Annotated in this window: 13 protein-coding genes; 8 read left to right on the top strand and 5 right to left on the bottom strand. The window is 50.8% G+C overall.

Translation table 11 applies throughout. From position 1 onward, the window contains the following. Positions 1-98 precede the first annotated feature (98 nt). Entirely contained in the window at positions 99-1124 is a 1026-nt protein-coding gene (locus BP822_RS02425; RefSeq protein WP_273272042.1) for a hydantoinase/oxoprolinase family protein, read from the bottom strand. Between the two features lie 80 nt (positions 1125-1204). On the opposite strand from BP822_RS02425, the gene BP822_RS02420 reads away from it, so the two are divergent. The 3 genes from BP822_RS02420 to BP822_RS02410 all read left to right on the top strand — a co-directional run bounded on the left by BP822_RS02420 (position 1205) and on the right by BP822_RS02410 (position 4140). Beyond that, complete coding sequence (locus BP822_RS02420) at positions 1205-2296, top strand: Coenzyme F420 hydrogenase/dehydrogenase, beta subunit C-terminal domain (RefSeq protein WP_273278326.1); 1092 nt, start codon at positions 1205-1207, stop codon at positions 2294-2296. A gap of 19 nt (positions 2297-2315) precedes the next feature. Further along, positions 2316-3491 (top strand): redox-regulated ATPase YchF, encoded by a 1176-nt coding sequence (locus tag BP822_RS02415; RefSeq protein ID WP_273278325.1) that lies wholly within the window; start codon positions 2316-2318, stop codon positions 3489-3491. 139 nt (positions 3492-3630) lie between these two features. Further along, the gene (locus BP822_RS02410; RefSeq protein ID WP_013719829.1) at positions 3631-4140 is read left to right on the top strand and encodes an HdeD family acid-resistance protein; all 510 of its coding nucleotides are present in this window, start codon (positions 3631-3633) and stop codon (positions 4138-4140) included. Positions 4141-4236: 96 nt separating this feature from the next. On the opposite strand, the gene BP822_RS02405 is transcribed toward BP822_RS02410, so the two are convergent. Next, entirely contained in the window at positions 4237-4908 is a 672-nt protein-coding gene (locus BP822_RS02405) for a lactate utilization protein (RefSeq protein WP_013719828.1), read from the bottom strand. Between the two features lie 468 nt (positions 4909-5376). On the opposite strand from BP822_RS02405, the gene BP822_RS02400 reads away from it, so the two are divergent. Together BP822_RS02400 and BP822_RS02395 are read left to right on the top strand one after the other, a co-directional pair. After that, entirely contained in the window at positions 5377-5589 is a 213-nt protein-coding gene (locus BP822_RS02400) for a hypothetical protein (protein WP_286877636.1), read from the top strand. Between the two features lie 324 nt (positions 5590-5913). Further along, entirely contained in the window at positions 5914-7026 is a 1113-nt protein-coding gene (locus tag BP822_RS02395; RefSeq protein ID WP_273271946.1) for a hypothetical protein, read from the top strand. Here the strand turns inward: BP822_RS02395 and BP822_RS02390 are convergent. From BP822_RS02390 to BP822_RS02380, 3 genes are all read right to left on the bottom strand, one after another. Then, positions 7023-8171 carry an RNA-guided endonuclease InsQ/TnpB family protein gene (locus BP822_RS02390; RefSeq protein WP_048133163.1) on the bottom strand — a complete coding sequence of 383 codons (1149 nt, stop codon included), beginning with the start codon at positions 8169-8171 and terminating at the stop codon, positions 7023-7025. The two genes, BP822_RS02395 and BP822_RS02390, sit on opposite strands and share 4 nt — an antisense overlap. A gap of 195 nt (positions 8172-8366) precedes the next feature. Then, a complete protein-coding gene (locus BP822_RS02385; protein ID WP_013719825.1) occupies positions 8367-9953 on the bottom strand; it encodes a sodium:solute symporter family protein in 1587 nt (528 codons plus the stop codon). A gap of 4 nt (positions 9954-9957) precedes the next feature. Beyond that, on the bottom strand, positions 9958-10146 hold the full coding sequence (locus tag BP822_RS02380; RefSeq protein ID WP_048132311.1) for a symporter small accessory protein: 189 nt from the start codon (positions 10144-10146) through the stop codon (positions 9958-9960). Between the two features lie 503 nt (positions 10147-10649). Between BP822_RS02380 and BP822_RS02375 the strand changes: the two genes are divergently transcribed. From BP822_RS02375 to BP822_RS02365, 3 genes are all read left to right on the top strand, one after another. Further along, positions 10650-10814 carry a hypothetical protein gene (locus tag BP822_RS02375; RefSeq protein ID WP_157863772.1) on the top strand — a complete coding sequence of 55 codons (165 nt, stop codon included), beginning with the start codon at positions 10650-10652 and terminating at the stop codon, positions 10812-10814. 261 nt (positions 10815-11075) lie between these two features. Further along, positions 11076-12368, top strand: a complete 1293-nt coding sequence (locus BP822_RS02370; RefSeq protein ID WP_286877635.1) for an AAA family ATPase — start codon at positions 11076-11078, stop codon at positions 12366-12368. Further along, positions 12365-13108: an MBL fold metallo-hydrolase gene (locus BP822_RS02365; protein ID WP_276836467.1), complete on the top strand. Its 744-nt coding sequence runs from the start codon at positions 12365-12367 to the stop codon at positions 13106-13108. Before BP822_RS02370 ends, BP822_RS02365 begins: the two co-directional genes overlap by 4 nt. Positions 13109-13136: the final 28 nt, after the last annotated feature.

Below are 13136 nucleotides of genomic sequence, written 5' to 3'. Positions count from 1 at the left end.
TTGATGGGAATTATAAAAGAAATAGAGACTGAAAAGGATCTTAAATATTAAATTAATTTATATTTTAAAAAATAGAGGACGGTGGCAAATCTCATATATCATCCCTGAAGATAGACGGGATATGTCTCCAGTAGCCTCGCGGCTGCATAAGCAGGGAAGACATCCGATATCCTGCTGCCATACAATTCAGAGAGCAGAATGCACTCCATGCCCAGCGTATTGGCCGCCTCGGCAATCAACCATTCTCCAATTCCCGCTGCTGCCACCCTTTCCAGGCCATGCCTTTCTGCCTGCCTCTCCATGGCCGCAACAAGAGCTTTCTTCTGCTCTGTGCAGGCCTGCTCCGCTATGGCCAAAGCTCCGCATTCCCCTATCTCCTCCAGGTCGGCACAGACGGAGCGCGCCAGCCGGCGGAGGGAAGAATGTCGGCCCTTGTCTTTTCCGTCTGCAGTATCGCAGGCATACCGATCCAGATCTATATGGCCCAAAACAAGACGAGCATCAGCGATGATGGCGAAAAGCTCTGGGGCAAGCGGCACATAATGGCCTCTGATCCTGGCCACGGGCAGAATGCAGGCAAGACCGGTGCGCAGGAGGCCCATATAGACCAGCTCTCCTCTGGCCAGGCGGAGGAAATCGGTCTTCGCTGCCAGGGGCCTAGCCCTAATGGGAATCAGGTCTGTGGTGGTGCTGCCCATGTCCACAAAGAGGCAATCACCTATCTCGCGAGCAAGAAGCGCAGCCGAAGCGGACCAGTTGGCTGCGGCGACATGCAGAATATCGGTCGTGTTGATCATATCAATTATGCCGGTCGAGTTAGTCGGATTTATGATGTCGTTTCGGGCAAATCCATCATGGCCCCAGAAATAGACCGGACAGGAGAAGGCACGGCATGCCACGGCCATGATGCTTTCCACTCCCTCCCTTTTGGAGGAGAAGCAGTCTGCCAGCTCGCCAGTGATGACCACAGCTACTGCCTCCGGCTTCTGCTCGGCATTGATCCTCTTTAAGACCTTCTCCAGGGGCGAGTTCTTCCAGAGGGGAAGATAAACGCTTTTGGCATACTTGCTGTCCGCACTCGCCGCTTTGGTGTTCGCCCCCCCAATATCCAGACCCAGGATCATCTACGCTCAAACCTCATTCGAACCATAAAAGCTTTAGGTCGGGAGGTGATTTAGCCCTCTAACTTTTGGAGATCATGATCATGGCTGCTAAGGAGAAGATTGCAGAGCCCACTTACCTGGAATGTGGTTTCGGAGAGCTGGAGTATAAGGTCATAAAATCGGATGTATGCTGTCGCTGTGGCACATGCGAGGCCCTCTGCCCCAGGATTGAGCATGTGGAGGACAAGCCAGAGCTGGTGATGTACGATCCCCACTGCGGCCTGTGCTTCACCTACTGTCCCAGAAACATCCTGGATATGGGCCAGATGGAGTCCAAGCTCTTGGGGAGGACTCGTAATCCCGAGGAAAAGCTGGGCATATACAAGAAGGCCATATCCGCTCAGGCTGTCTCCCGCAAGGGTTTAGCCCAGGATGGCGGCGTGGCCACTGCTCTGCTTGTTTTTGCGCTGGAGTCGGGGATGATCGATTGTGCCATCGTCACCGACAAGGATGATGAGTGGAGGACGGTATCTCGGGTTGTTACCACCGCCGATGAGATCAGGGCTGCCGCTGGCACCAAGTACACCATAAACAATAGCGTAAATTCATTGGCTGAAGCCCTAAACATGGGATTCGAAAAGATCGGATTTGTAGGAACTCCCTGCCAGATCCAGGGCCTCAGAAAGGTTCAGCTGCTGGAAGAGCCCTATCAGATCGGCCAGGAGAAGATCGCTCTGCTCGTTGGCCTGTTCTGTATGGAGAACTTCGACTACGATCTGCTCATGAACGGCCTGGTGAAGGGCAGGTTCGGCCTGGATCCCAAGAATGTGGCCCGGTTTGAGATCAAGAAGGGTATGTTCAGGGTGATAGATAAACAGGGCAAGGTCGATGAGGTGAAGCTGGAGGAGACGGACCAGTATAACTTCAAGGGATGCGGTCCATGCTTCGACTTTGCCAGCGAACTGGCGGACATCTCCGTGGGCAGCGTGGGATCGGGTGATGGCTGGTCGACCGTTCTCACCCGCACGGACAAGGGAGAGAAGCTCTACTCTGATGCCCTTGCTGCAGGTGTCCTGCAGGAGAAGGCTGTCTCGGAGAAGGGGCTGGCTCTTGCTGGCAAGCTCGCCGGGAATAAGGCAGCCCGGTTTGAGGCCAAGTCCGTCGAGATGAATGTCAAGAACATCTCTCGCTGAGCGGGAACTCTGACCTGATATGCTCTCTGTCGGGCTGGCTGGAAAGCCGAATTCTGGCAAATCCACCTTTTTCAAGGCTGCGACCCTGGTAGAGGTGGATATAGCCAACTATCCCTTTACCACGATCGACGCCAACCATGGCGTCTCTTATGTGCGCGTCCCCTGCCCCTGCAAGGATCTGGGGATTGAGAAGGGTTGCGGAAGATGCAAGGACGGGGTGCGGTTCATCGCCATCGAGCTGATCGACGTTGCCGGCCTGGTGCCGGACGCTCACCTGGGCAAGGGCCTTGGGAACGAATTTTTGGATGCTCTGCGAGTGGCGGAGGCGGTGATTCATGTGCTCGATGCTTCGGGCGGCACGGATGCCGAAGGAAACCCGGTAGGTACGGGCAACTACGATCCGGTTTCCGACGTAAAATTCCTGGAATACGAGATCAGCATGTGGCTCAACGGCATCCTAAACCGCAACTGGGAAAAATTGATGAGGAACTTCCGGGCATTGGGCGGCAAGCCGGATCAGGTCTTAATCGAGCAGATGGCGGGAGCGGGAGTTTCTGACAGCCAGATTCGCCGCGCTCTGACCGAGATGAAAAAGGACCTGGGAAGCTGGAATGCAGAGGATGTGAAGATGTTCGCCATTCTCTTGCGCAGCTACAGCAAGCCCATGATCCTGGCAGCCAATAAGATGGATGTTGCCCCCCCGGAGAACGTGAAAAAGCTTCTGGCTCTGAAAGAGGAGGTGGTGATACCGGTCAGTGGAGCAGCGGAGATCGCTCTTCGTATGGCAGAGAAGGCGGGACTGATCAGCTACCGGCCAGGGGACCCAGACTTCCAGATCAAAGGCGATCTCAATCCTGCCCAGAAGACGGGGCTGGAGAAGATCAGAGCTTTAATGAAGCAATACGGCGGAACCGGGGTGCAGGAGTGCATTAACCGAGCGATCTTCGAGCTTTTGGACTACATCGTCCTCTATCCGGTGGAGGATGAGAACAAGTTCACCGACCGCAAAGGAGTGATACTGCCTGACGCCTTCCTGATGAAGCGGGGGAGCACCGCCCGGGACCTTGCCTTCCGGGTGCATTCGGATATAGGCGAGAGCTTCCTATTTGCCATCGATGCCCGGACCAAGATGCGCCTCGGGGAAAAACACGAGCTTAAGGACGGGGACGTGATAAAGATCGTCTCGACGAAGTGAGAGGGGCAGGCGGTCTATCAAGCGCTCTTTCTTTTTAAAAAGAAGAGTAGAAAATGCTTATATATCAATAACCTATATTTCTAACTAGTCCAATTATTTTCGATATAGACACGATTTGCAGTAAAGGAGGCAGGAATTCATGTCTAAAGGGAATCTCGTTCCTTGGTGGTTGATTCTGCTGCAAGGACTGGCTGCACTCATTATCGGAATCTATTTGATCCTTTATCCGATAATGACCACGATATATCTGGTTCAGGTCTTGGGATGGTACTGGATTTTCGTCGGCCTATTAACCCTGGCCACAATCCTCATGGACAAGACTGACTGGATGTGGAGAGCTCTGAGCGGCATCCTGGGAATCATTGCGGGAATGGTGGTCATAGGCCATCCATACTGGAGTGCCATATTAGTGCCAGAGACGCTTGTTATTGTGGTGGGAATACTGGCTATTTGTTTCGGAGCGCTGAGCCTATTCTGGGCAATGAGGGAAGGATGGGGTGCAGCCATCATGGGAGCCTTGAGCATGATATTTGGGCTGCTGATCATCGGCTCTCCATTTGTTGGTATCGCCATTTTGATCTATCTCTTAGCAGTGCTGGCAATTGTGGGAGGCATGGCCACCATCTACCTGGCTTTCCAGCTGCGTTAAAAATTGAACGATTGTTTAGCAATCGAGGGGCTCGATCGGCTGGCCGGGCATGATTGCTTGGCCAGTATATTGCCCCTTATTTTTTTCTATAACAAATCAGTATCCAAGGCTTTCGTCTATCAATAGAAGCGTGACCCTGCCAGGCTGGGACTCATTGGCAAGGATGACGCATTTTCCAATCTTGCTCGGAACGCCATATACATTCCGGGAGCGAAGATCCTCCAAGGGGAAGGTGTACTCTCTTATGCGGCGCAGAGCGTCATCCAATGAGGGGACGATCTTATTCGTTCCCGCTACCAGCAGCAGGTTCCCGGCGCCGTAGGGCCACGCGCCTACTCTGCTTCCGGTGGCATCACAGCCCACTAGCTCCCCGGTCATGGCTATGGCATTCACTCCGGACAGGAAATAATCGGAGGTAACGGTCTTTCGCCTGATCTTGGCTCTTTTCTGAGCATCGTTCTCCCCGGTCACCATCAGCTTCATATCCTTCCATTCGTGCTCGCCGCTATCCATAAGCTCCTGAAAACCAATCTCGATGAGGGTGGTCGAGGAACCATTCATAACCTCCGAGCCGGGAGGAATCAACTCTTTGATCTTGGCCAAAGCCTGATTGCCATCTGGCAATCTCACCACTCTCACGCCTCTCTTTTCGATGGCTTTTATGGTTGATGCGATGGACTCTTCACTGGGTATTTGGCTCCATTTCTCTTTATCAAGATCAAGCTCAGGTAGTAGGTTAATTGCGCTATATTTGCTTGGGTATACCATCTCTATCTCCCCCGAATAATTGATCGCCTCGCCGTTATGGATGAATAAAATTTTTCCGATTTAGATGCAGGATAGAGGGAATTATAGTCCTGCAATAGATAAAGTATTCCCCAGCAGTTTATGAATATCTTTTCGAGATTGGCATGATATTCTATGGATGAGGTTTCTCTGCCACCCCTGGTTGCGCACTGAGCGACTACGCTGATCAGAGATGATTATTATTCATACTTATTAGTCATGCTGATCTAGATTGCTGATCGGTGACCCCCGTTATGAGTCCCGGCAAGCATGAAAACCGCCTCTCAGGGAATTAAGCGGCGCCAGCTAAAGAGTAATGTCAGTTTTAGATGAGAGATTATTTGTAATTGCCGTGATAGAGCTCTGGTTCTGAGACCGAAATCCTTTTATGCTTATACTTAATAATTAATAGTTATAGATGGCAGGTGAGATGCATTGAAATGGAGGAGGATGAAAGTGTCTGTGTTAGATGATCTTTCACACCAAAAAACCACTTTGCTCAAACGCAGGTCGGCACTGTTAAAGCAATTAGAGCTATGCATGGCGGAGGCAGAGGAGATAGATCGAAAGATCTCAGTGATAGAGAGCTGTGAACTCGAATACGACCTGCATAAAAACATAGAGATAATGAAATCAGGGCGCAGGAAAATGAATGCCATTTAGGCAATACTGAGATATTGAGATGTGGCATTGAGGAGAATGGCTCAATGAAGGAAATGTATTGGCAAGGACTGCGAAATTTTAAGAGCGGGCGCTCTTGGTAGCAGCACTGCAATATCCACAGTTGCCATGTTCGACCCTTTTGCTATTCAATAGCAGTTTGGGGCAAGCCCGGATAATTAGAATCCTTTGGTTAGGCTATAATTGCTAAATATACCCCGGTTTTCGGTTTTTCATTCCTATCACAGGCTATATCCTACCGTAGGCTATATTTTCTCTGGCCTCATAATGGCCTGAAATGAGAATTTAGTTAATGAGGGCTTGAAAATGGGAATGTCTGCAGCTAAAGTGTTATTGATAAGCCTGTTCTTGATAGCGGGAATGCTGCTGCCAGGTATTGTCTGGCAGCCCAAAGGATCCTTTGAGGTCTGGAATATCATGGAGAACGACTTTCCTCGCAATGGAAGCTCAGAGGAGAAGATGACCTTCCTGCTAAACTATGCCATACTCGCTCCTTCCATCTATAATACCCAGCCCTGGAGGTTTAATGTATCTGATGGATCGATTATGGTCATGGCCGACGAATCCAGGTGGCTTGAGGCTGCCGATGGCAATAAAAGGGAGATGCATATCAGCATTGGCAACGCACTGGAGAACCTGATCATAGCAGCAGATCACTTCGGCTACAACCACACTATAAGCTACGTCCCCGGGGAGGAGAGCATCATAGCCAGAGTATCATTGCAGCCCAATGCCCAGGCCCCAATGGATCCCCAGCTATTCTCTGCCATCACCTCTCTTGAGAAAAGCTCCCCCTCAAAAACAAATGAGGTCCTCCGAGAACAGGATTCCGTGCCGCAGACTGCAAATCAAATCGATCTTGCTAATATTGAATCCATAAGCACCGATCAGGATATTCGCGTTTTTCTGATAGATGATCCAGACATTAGGAGTAGATTTCTCAATCTGACATTGAATGCCGATCAGGTCCTCTACTCCGATATCGAATTCAAAAGCGAGCTGGGCCACTGGATATCCCGGGGAGCTATGGGACCAACTGGAGTTGAGGCCAAGATCGATCAGATAAAGGTAGCCTTCCTGGATAGCGTTCCTGGTCAGATAGAAAAAGACTCCGAGATCATCAATAGCTCTCTGTATCTGGGCTTTATCACGAGCCAAATGAATGATCCAGAATCTCAAGTGAGGGCCGGGCAGCTATTCGAGCGAATCCGACTTCTGAGCTCTTCTGCTAACTTAAGCCTCCAGCCCATGAACCAGGCACTGCAGGCTGTGGAGACGGAATCAGAGGTGAATGGACTGCTAGGAGAGAAATCAGAGGCACTAAATAGCCCCTTTGTTCAGCAGATCTTCTGCCTGGATGTTGTTGGGCCCGCCAACGAATTGACCCCCCGAAGACCGCTTGAAGAGGTCTTGATCTAGCCAGTGACTACTCCCGCCCTCGAAAGGGGACGGGCTTGGACGGATTGAATACCGACAGATTGTAGTCCCAATCTGAGTATGTTGATTGCCGCGTTCCAGTCTCTATCCATCGAAAGCCCGCATTGAGTGCAATTATGGACTCGCTCAGATAGATCTTTTTGAACCAGAATGCCACATCTAGAACACATCTTTGACGTATTTCTTGGATCTACCAGGACTACCATCGAACCAGCACTTGCAGCCTTGTACGAGGTCAGAGTCACAAGCATATTCCAAGCCACATCTCCAATGCTTTTGGCTAGGTTGTGGTTATGCATCATGCCTTTTATATTGAGATCTTCAAATGCGATTAGGCCATATCGATTGACTAACTGGTTGCTGATCCGATGGGCAAATTCGTATCGCTTATTTGCTATTCGCTCATGGACTCGCTCAACAACCTTAAGGGCTTTCTTGCGCTCTGGCGTGCCTTTAGGAGCTTTAGATAGTTTTCTCTGAACTCTGGCTAACTCGTGCTCTTCTTCTCGGAAGAATCGAGGGTTAGCTATCTTCACGCCGTTGGAGAGGGTGGCAAAGGACTCTAAACCGACATCTACGCCCACCAGAGAGCCGTCTTTCCAGGGTGGTTTGGGCAGATCTTCCAGATCTACTGAGAAACACGCATACCATTTCCCAGTTGCTGACCGGCGAACAGTTAGCCGTTTGATCTTGCCTTCTATGGGCCGGTGGAGCTTGATCTTGATCTCCCCGATCTTGGAAAGATACAACTTTCCAGAATCGACCTTGAATCCTTTCTGAGGATAGGTGAAAGAGTCATATCGACCTATGCCCTTGAAACGGGGATATCCAGGCTTCTCCCCGGCCTTGACACGCCTGAAGAAGGCTTTGAGCGCCAGGTCCACACGCTCATGGACATTCTGGAGAACCTGGGAAAAGACCTCTTTAAGCTCCGGTTTGTTTTCTTTCCATTCCGGAAGCAAGTTATTTGTTTCGTACTTGCTCAGAGACTTACCTTCGTCCTCCCAGGCGGTCTTGCGGATTTCCAAAGTTTCGTTATATGTCCATCGGCATAGATCTAGAGTCCGCTCCATCTTTGTCCTTTGGGACTTGGTTGGATAGATCCTAAATTTATATGCCTTAAGCATAGACATAGATATAGTTAAGCTGTTATATGATATATAGTTTTTGAGCTTAACAGCAGTACTTGCGGCATTCATTCCCTAAAGGAGAGAGGTCTTCTGCCTGCTTTTCTATAACATCTAAGCTAGAATCAGGCTTAAATACTGCAGAGCTGGAGGCTCTTGGAAGCTCTGAGGAGAATGAGATGAGGTGGTTGTCGATCATCTCATTCCCTTGAAGCACTCATCTAGGTGCTTTTTGTCCATTCTCTTGGTGATCAAGCTCACGGCAATGGTTGCGAGCATCGCCAGAGGCAAAGCGACCAGGATCGGGTCCACCACCGGCCAGGGCATCTGTGTGATCAGCAGATCTCTTCCCAGGAGCATTTTGCTTATTCCCAAAGGCACTGCCTCCGCTTTATGGACAAACAGATACCAGAAGATGGTTACAAATGTTCCCGTCAACAGGCCGGCAATGGCTCCTGCTTTGGTAGCTCCTTTCCAGTACAGGGCCGCGGTATACATAGGAAGGAATGCGGATGCGCAAAGGCCGAAGAAGATAGCTGTGCCCCGGGCGATGATGTTATCTGGAAGGATATAGCCGAGGGTGACGGCAATTACCATGGCAACTATTATACCTGCCCTGGTGACCATTATTGAGCTTCCGCCCTTCTTATGGCTGATCGTCTCGTAAATATCCCTACCAATGGCGCTTCCCTGAGTATGAAACTGAGAGCTTGATGTGGACATCGCTGCTGCCAGGAGGGTGAGCATGAAGAGGTAGACGAACCACTCCGGCATTGCGGCATTGATGTAGATAGGAATTATGCTGTCGGCATTGCCCTTGGCTACAGTGATGGCTATGTCACCCTGGGTGTTAAAAAAGAAGACATTGGAGAGGGCCCCTACTGTGAAGGCGACACCGGTCATGAAAAGAATGAATACCCCACCGATCAGGGTTCCCCGGTGCAGCTCCCTGCTGGACTTGACTGTCATGAACCGGACTGCGAGCTGCGGCATGGCTAAAACCCCTATTCCCACCCCTAAAACTATGGTGGAGACCAGCGTCCACCACCAGGTGCTGCCGAGAGTTGGCATTTCCGTCCATCCAGTATGGCCCATCAAAGCGAGATTCTCTGGGACGAGATGGGCCATGTTTGTAAGTGCCTGATGAGCGACGGTTATTCCTCCCAGATGAGCATAGGTCATGAAAAGGAGAAAAGCCATGCCAAAGAACATAATGGTACCCTGAAAGGCATCGGTATACATGACCCCACGAAGCCCTCCCCAGATAACATAGGCGGCGATGATGACAGAATATATCAACAGAGCCACATGGAAGTCTATGGCTAAGGTGGTCTCCATGAAACGCGCTGCTCCTATCAAGACCACCGCCGCATAGAGAGGCATTCCAAGAAAGATCACCACGCCGCTGAAGTACTGAACGAATCTGCTGTCGAATCTCTTTCCTAATAGCTCTGGGAAGGTCATAGCATTGAGGTTGTGGCCTATCTTTCTGGTCCTCTTGCCATAAAAGACGAAGGCTATGAAAATGCCAACAAATATGTTGAAAAACGTGAGCCAGAGCAAACCCATGCCGAAAAGCCCTGCATTTCCGCCGAATCCGACTATAGCCGAGGTGCTGATGAATGTGGCACCATAGCTCATGGCCATGATATAAGGATGGGCCTTCCTTCCTGCGACAAGATAACCCTCTGTGTCCTTTGTGCCCTTCCATCCACGATAGCCGAGATAGAGAGTGACCAGAAGGTATATTAATATGATGACGTTGAATAAAAGTAGATTCATCCGATCACAGCCCCAGCTCTTTCTCTTGCATCTCTTCCTCCTCCAATTCCCAGGCGGCTTCCTCGGAGATCTCCCCTGCCTCCTCCTCACCGCCCTTATTCCATTTAATGGTGCCGTAGATCACGCATAAAAGCGCGCTAAGAATACAGAGAATATAAACGCCCCAGATCCAAGGATCCTCAATGCCTAGCATGCATAACACCAACCTCATTGTTATAGCCTATTTGCTCGCTGCAGAGCTAATGCAGCGAACCTTTCAGCTTTTGCATTTCCTGATTGCGCAGACAGCCCCTTAGATCGTTAAGGGACCAATATGGCATGTGGTAGCACGTAGCAATGACGAAGCTATAAGGATGTCGGTCAGAATTATACATTATGTTCATTTCCAGGCCTTATGTCCATGATCTAATTAATTTATATTAATAGTTTATATATTGCCCTGGGCGGAACATTGAGATTTTTCACGACTATATCCACAAAAAGATTCTCTTGTTGCTGCCGCAACAGTCCAGAATTGCCGTCCAGAGCCCGTCCTTCCATCTCCGTAGACATGAGCTTAGCCTCAGTTGTGAGCTGCTATTCTCTGACCCAACCACAGAGTCACAGAGGAACAGAGGCTATATTCTCTGCCGGACCTCACCCACATAATTCAGCGTAGAGCCAAATATACTTTATGTGAAAGATCGAAACGATTGCATGAGGAAGCTGGCAATCAGTCTTCTGGATGAGAAAGATTACAAAAAGTCGGCAGACACAGTTGATGGCTTCGGATTCGACCTATGGAATTATAAGGGAGACGTGCTGCTATTGGCTGTATTTTCGGGGCTTGGCGCTACCTGTAATGCAAAACTCGACGAGTAGAGCATGAGAATTGCATCCGGGCTCGATGAAGAAAAGGCGCCAACGCTGCCACCCTGCGAGAAGGCAGGCATTGTACGTTTGGCTTAAGGCCGGTCCAGGAGCAATCACTTGCCCAGGATTTTCTTCTGGCGAAGGATCGCGAGATCTGCGGCCAGTGGGCATATGGCGCATCCTGTCCGGCCCATTCTGCGGCCAGACCACAGAAAGCTTTATCTCATTTTATGGTCCACTGCTTTAGTTCAGTTCCGGGGAGTTAAATAGATGGGCTCAGAGAATGATCTAGATAAGTGCGGAGCAATTGAGGTTGCAGAGCTGCTTTTAACCGCAGACATATACAACCGCAAGGAGAACCTGACTGAGGACGACCTGCCACCCAATATTCGCAAGCATTATTTCGATGCGAATACCAAGAGCGTAAAGCGGCCGATTTACGTAACCAGCAGCGATGTTCAGAAGATCTACGGCATAGATAACGTCAAAGCGGCCATCAAGGATCTTACTTTTGTATCCTTCGAGGAGTTCGGTTCGCAGCTAAGGCTCACGGTATTCGATGTGGCCGCGAAGTGGTTTGCCAATCAGAAGGATCTTGCCAGGATCAGATCCAATCCCGCTCTTGCCTACTTTTATGAGAACTATGACTCCATGGGGGTAAGCTACTCCGAGGCCAAGAACGGCAACAAGCCACTTTCTGCAGACCGCGAGTGGATCGACGCCCGCATAAAAGAGCTGTGCAAGGACCAAAAGGAGGCAGATGAGCTTCTCAAGCTGGCTTACATCAAAGCGCCAGAGGATGTAAGAGACAGCATCTCCGGTTTGATCCTGACCGATGATCAGAAGACGGAGATCGAAAAGACGGGAAAGGCGCTGGAGAACAGAGAATACCTGCGCCAGATAGGCCTGTTCGAGATCGGCAAGCTACTATTCGTCGGCCCGCCGGGAACGGGAAAAACCTCCACTGCCCGGGCGCTCTCCAGCTGGTTTTCTCTCCCAATTGTAGAGGTCCGCCTCTCCATGATCACCAGCCAGTACCTGGGGGAGACATCCAAGAACATAGACAAGGTATTCGAGCTTGCCAAGAGGCTCAGCCCCTGCATCCTTCTCATCGATGAGTTCGATTTCGTGGCCAAGACCAGAACCTCAGACGAGCACGGTGCCATGAAAAGAGCGGTCAACACTCTGCTAAAGGCCATAGACGAGATCAACCTGGTCGAGCACGGCGTCCTCCTTCTTGCGGCCACAAACCACCCCCAGCTGCTGGATTATGCCGCCTGGAGAAGGTTTGACAAGGTGCTAAACTTCCCCCTGCCCGACCAGGAGACGAGAAAGAGGATCTTAGACAAGATACTGGAGCCCATCAATGCCAATGTGGATACCACAACGCTGGCAAAGATGACCGATGGCTACTCGGGCTCAGATCTGCGGCTTGTGATCAGAGAGGCGGTGCTCAATGCACTACTGGAGAACAGAAAGGAGCTATGCCATCAGGACCTCCTGAACTCCATAGATGACTTCCGCCAGAGGATATCGGACTACAAACGGAGCATTGAGGCATGAAGGTCACCCTCCTGGGCACAGGCGACGCCATTGGCACTCCCAAGATCGGCTGCAAGTGTCCAGCCTGCATGGATGCCCTCCGGGGAGGGCGCAGCCGAAGGATGAGGTTTTCAATCCTGCTGGAGTCGGACGAGGAGGACGGCCGGGTGCTGGTGGACTCGAGCCCTGACCTGCGATGGCAGCTCTTGAAAAAGGATATAGCGAGCGTGGACGGGGTGATCTGGACCCATGCCCATTATGATCATTATGCGGGCTTCGGAGACTTCCATCGGGTGCAGAGCCACGTGGACGTCTATGCTCTGAAGAATACTATGGACTACATACTCAATTACCTCTACTTCCTGGCCCCAGTGCGTCATGATGTCATAGCCGGCCAGCCCTTCGAGATAGCAGGAATGCAGTTCACCCTCTTCAATGTCAACCACCCCCCCATTGAGACCGTGGGGGTGCGGATAGACAATGGAAGCAAGGTAGTGGTCATTACCAGTGACACCAAGATGGAGCTCCCTGAAGAGAGCCTGGAGCTGATGAGGGACGCTGACCTGATGCTGGCCGATGCCATAACCCCGCCGGGCTATACTATTAGCAAGCACATGACCGCAGACGAAGCCATGGAGCTGGCGGAGAGGCTGGGAACTAAGAGGCTGATCCTCACCCATCTGAGCCATCTGTATCCGCCCCATGAGGAGGCTCTAAAGAAATGGCCGCTAGGGCATGATATGATGGAGATCGTATTGTAGACTCTGTACGTAAGCTACTCCGGCCTGA

Source organism: Methanosaeta sp. UBA458 (genome assembly GCF_002496085.1).
Classification (GTDB): Archaea; Halobacteriota; Methanosarcinia; order Methanotrichales; family Methanotrichaceae; genus Methanothrix; species Methanothrix soehngenii.
The sequence above is the reverse complement of the archived record's forward strand: the minus strand, read 5'-3'. Positions and strand labels throughout refer to the sequence as shown.

Excerpts from the sequence above, each read along its gene's own strand:
- BP822_RS02425 (WP_273272042.1), bottom strand. The coding sequence starts at position 1,124 with ATGATCCTGGGTCTGGATATTGGGGGGGCGAACACCAAAGCGGCGAGT.
- BP822_RS02420 (WP_273278326.1), top strand. The coding sequence starts at position 1,205 with ATGGCTGCTAAGGAGAAGATTGCAGAGCCCACTTACCTGGAATGTGGT.
- BP822_RS02415 (WP_273278325.1), top strand. The coding sequence starts at position 2,316 with ATGCTCTCTGTCGGGCTGGCTGGAAAGCCGAATTCTGGCAAATCCACC.
- BP822_RS02410 (WP_013719829.1), top strand. The coding sequence starts at position 3,631 with ATGTCTAAAGGGAATCTCGTTCCTTGGTGGTTGATTCTGCTGCAAGGA.
- BP822_RS02405 (WP_013719828.1), bottom strand. The coding sequence starts at position 4,908 with ATGGTATACCCAAGCAAATATAGCGCAATTAACCTACTACCTGAGCTT.
- BP822_RS02400 (WP_286877636.1), top strand. The coding sequence starts at position 5,377 with ATGAAAGTGTCTGTGTTAGATGATCTTTCACACCAAAAAACCACTTTG.
- BP822_RS02395 (WP_273271946.1), top strand. The coding sequence starts at position 5,914 with ATGGGAATGTCTGCAGCTAAAGTGTTATTGATAAGCCTGTTCTTGATA.
- BP822_RS02390 (WP_048133163.1), bottom strand. The coding sequence starts at position 8,171 with ATGCTTAAGGCATATAAATTTAGGATCTATCCAACCAAGTCCCAAAGG.
- BP822_RS02385 (WP_013719825.1), bottom strand. The coding sequence starts at position 9,953 with ATGAATCTACTTTTATTCAACGTCATCATATTAATATACCTTCTGGTC.
- BP822_RS02380 (WP_048132311.1), bottom strand. The coding sequence starts at position 10,146 with ATGCTAGGCATTGAGGATCCTTGGATCTGGGGCGTTTATATTCTCTGT.
- BP822_RS02375 (WP_157863772.1), top strand. The coding sequence starts at position 10,650 with ATGAGGAAGCTGGCAATCAGTCTTCTGGATGAGAAAGATTACAAAAAG.
- BP822_RS02370 (WP_286877635.1), top strand. The coding sequence starts at position 11,076 with ATGGGCTCAGAGAATGATCTAGATAAGTGCGGAGCAATTGAGGTTGCA.
- BP822_RS02365 (WP_276836467.1), top strand. The coding sequence starts at position 12,365 with ATGAAGGTCACCCTCCTGGGCACAGGCGACGCCATTGGCACTCCCAAG.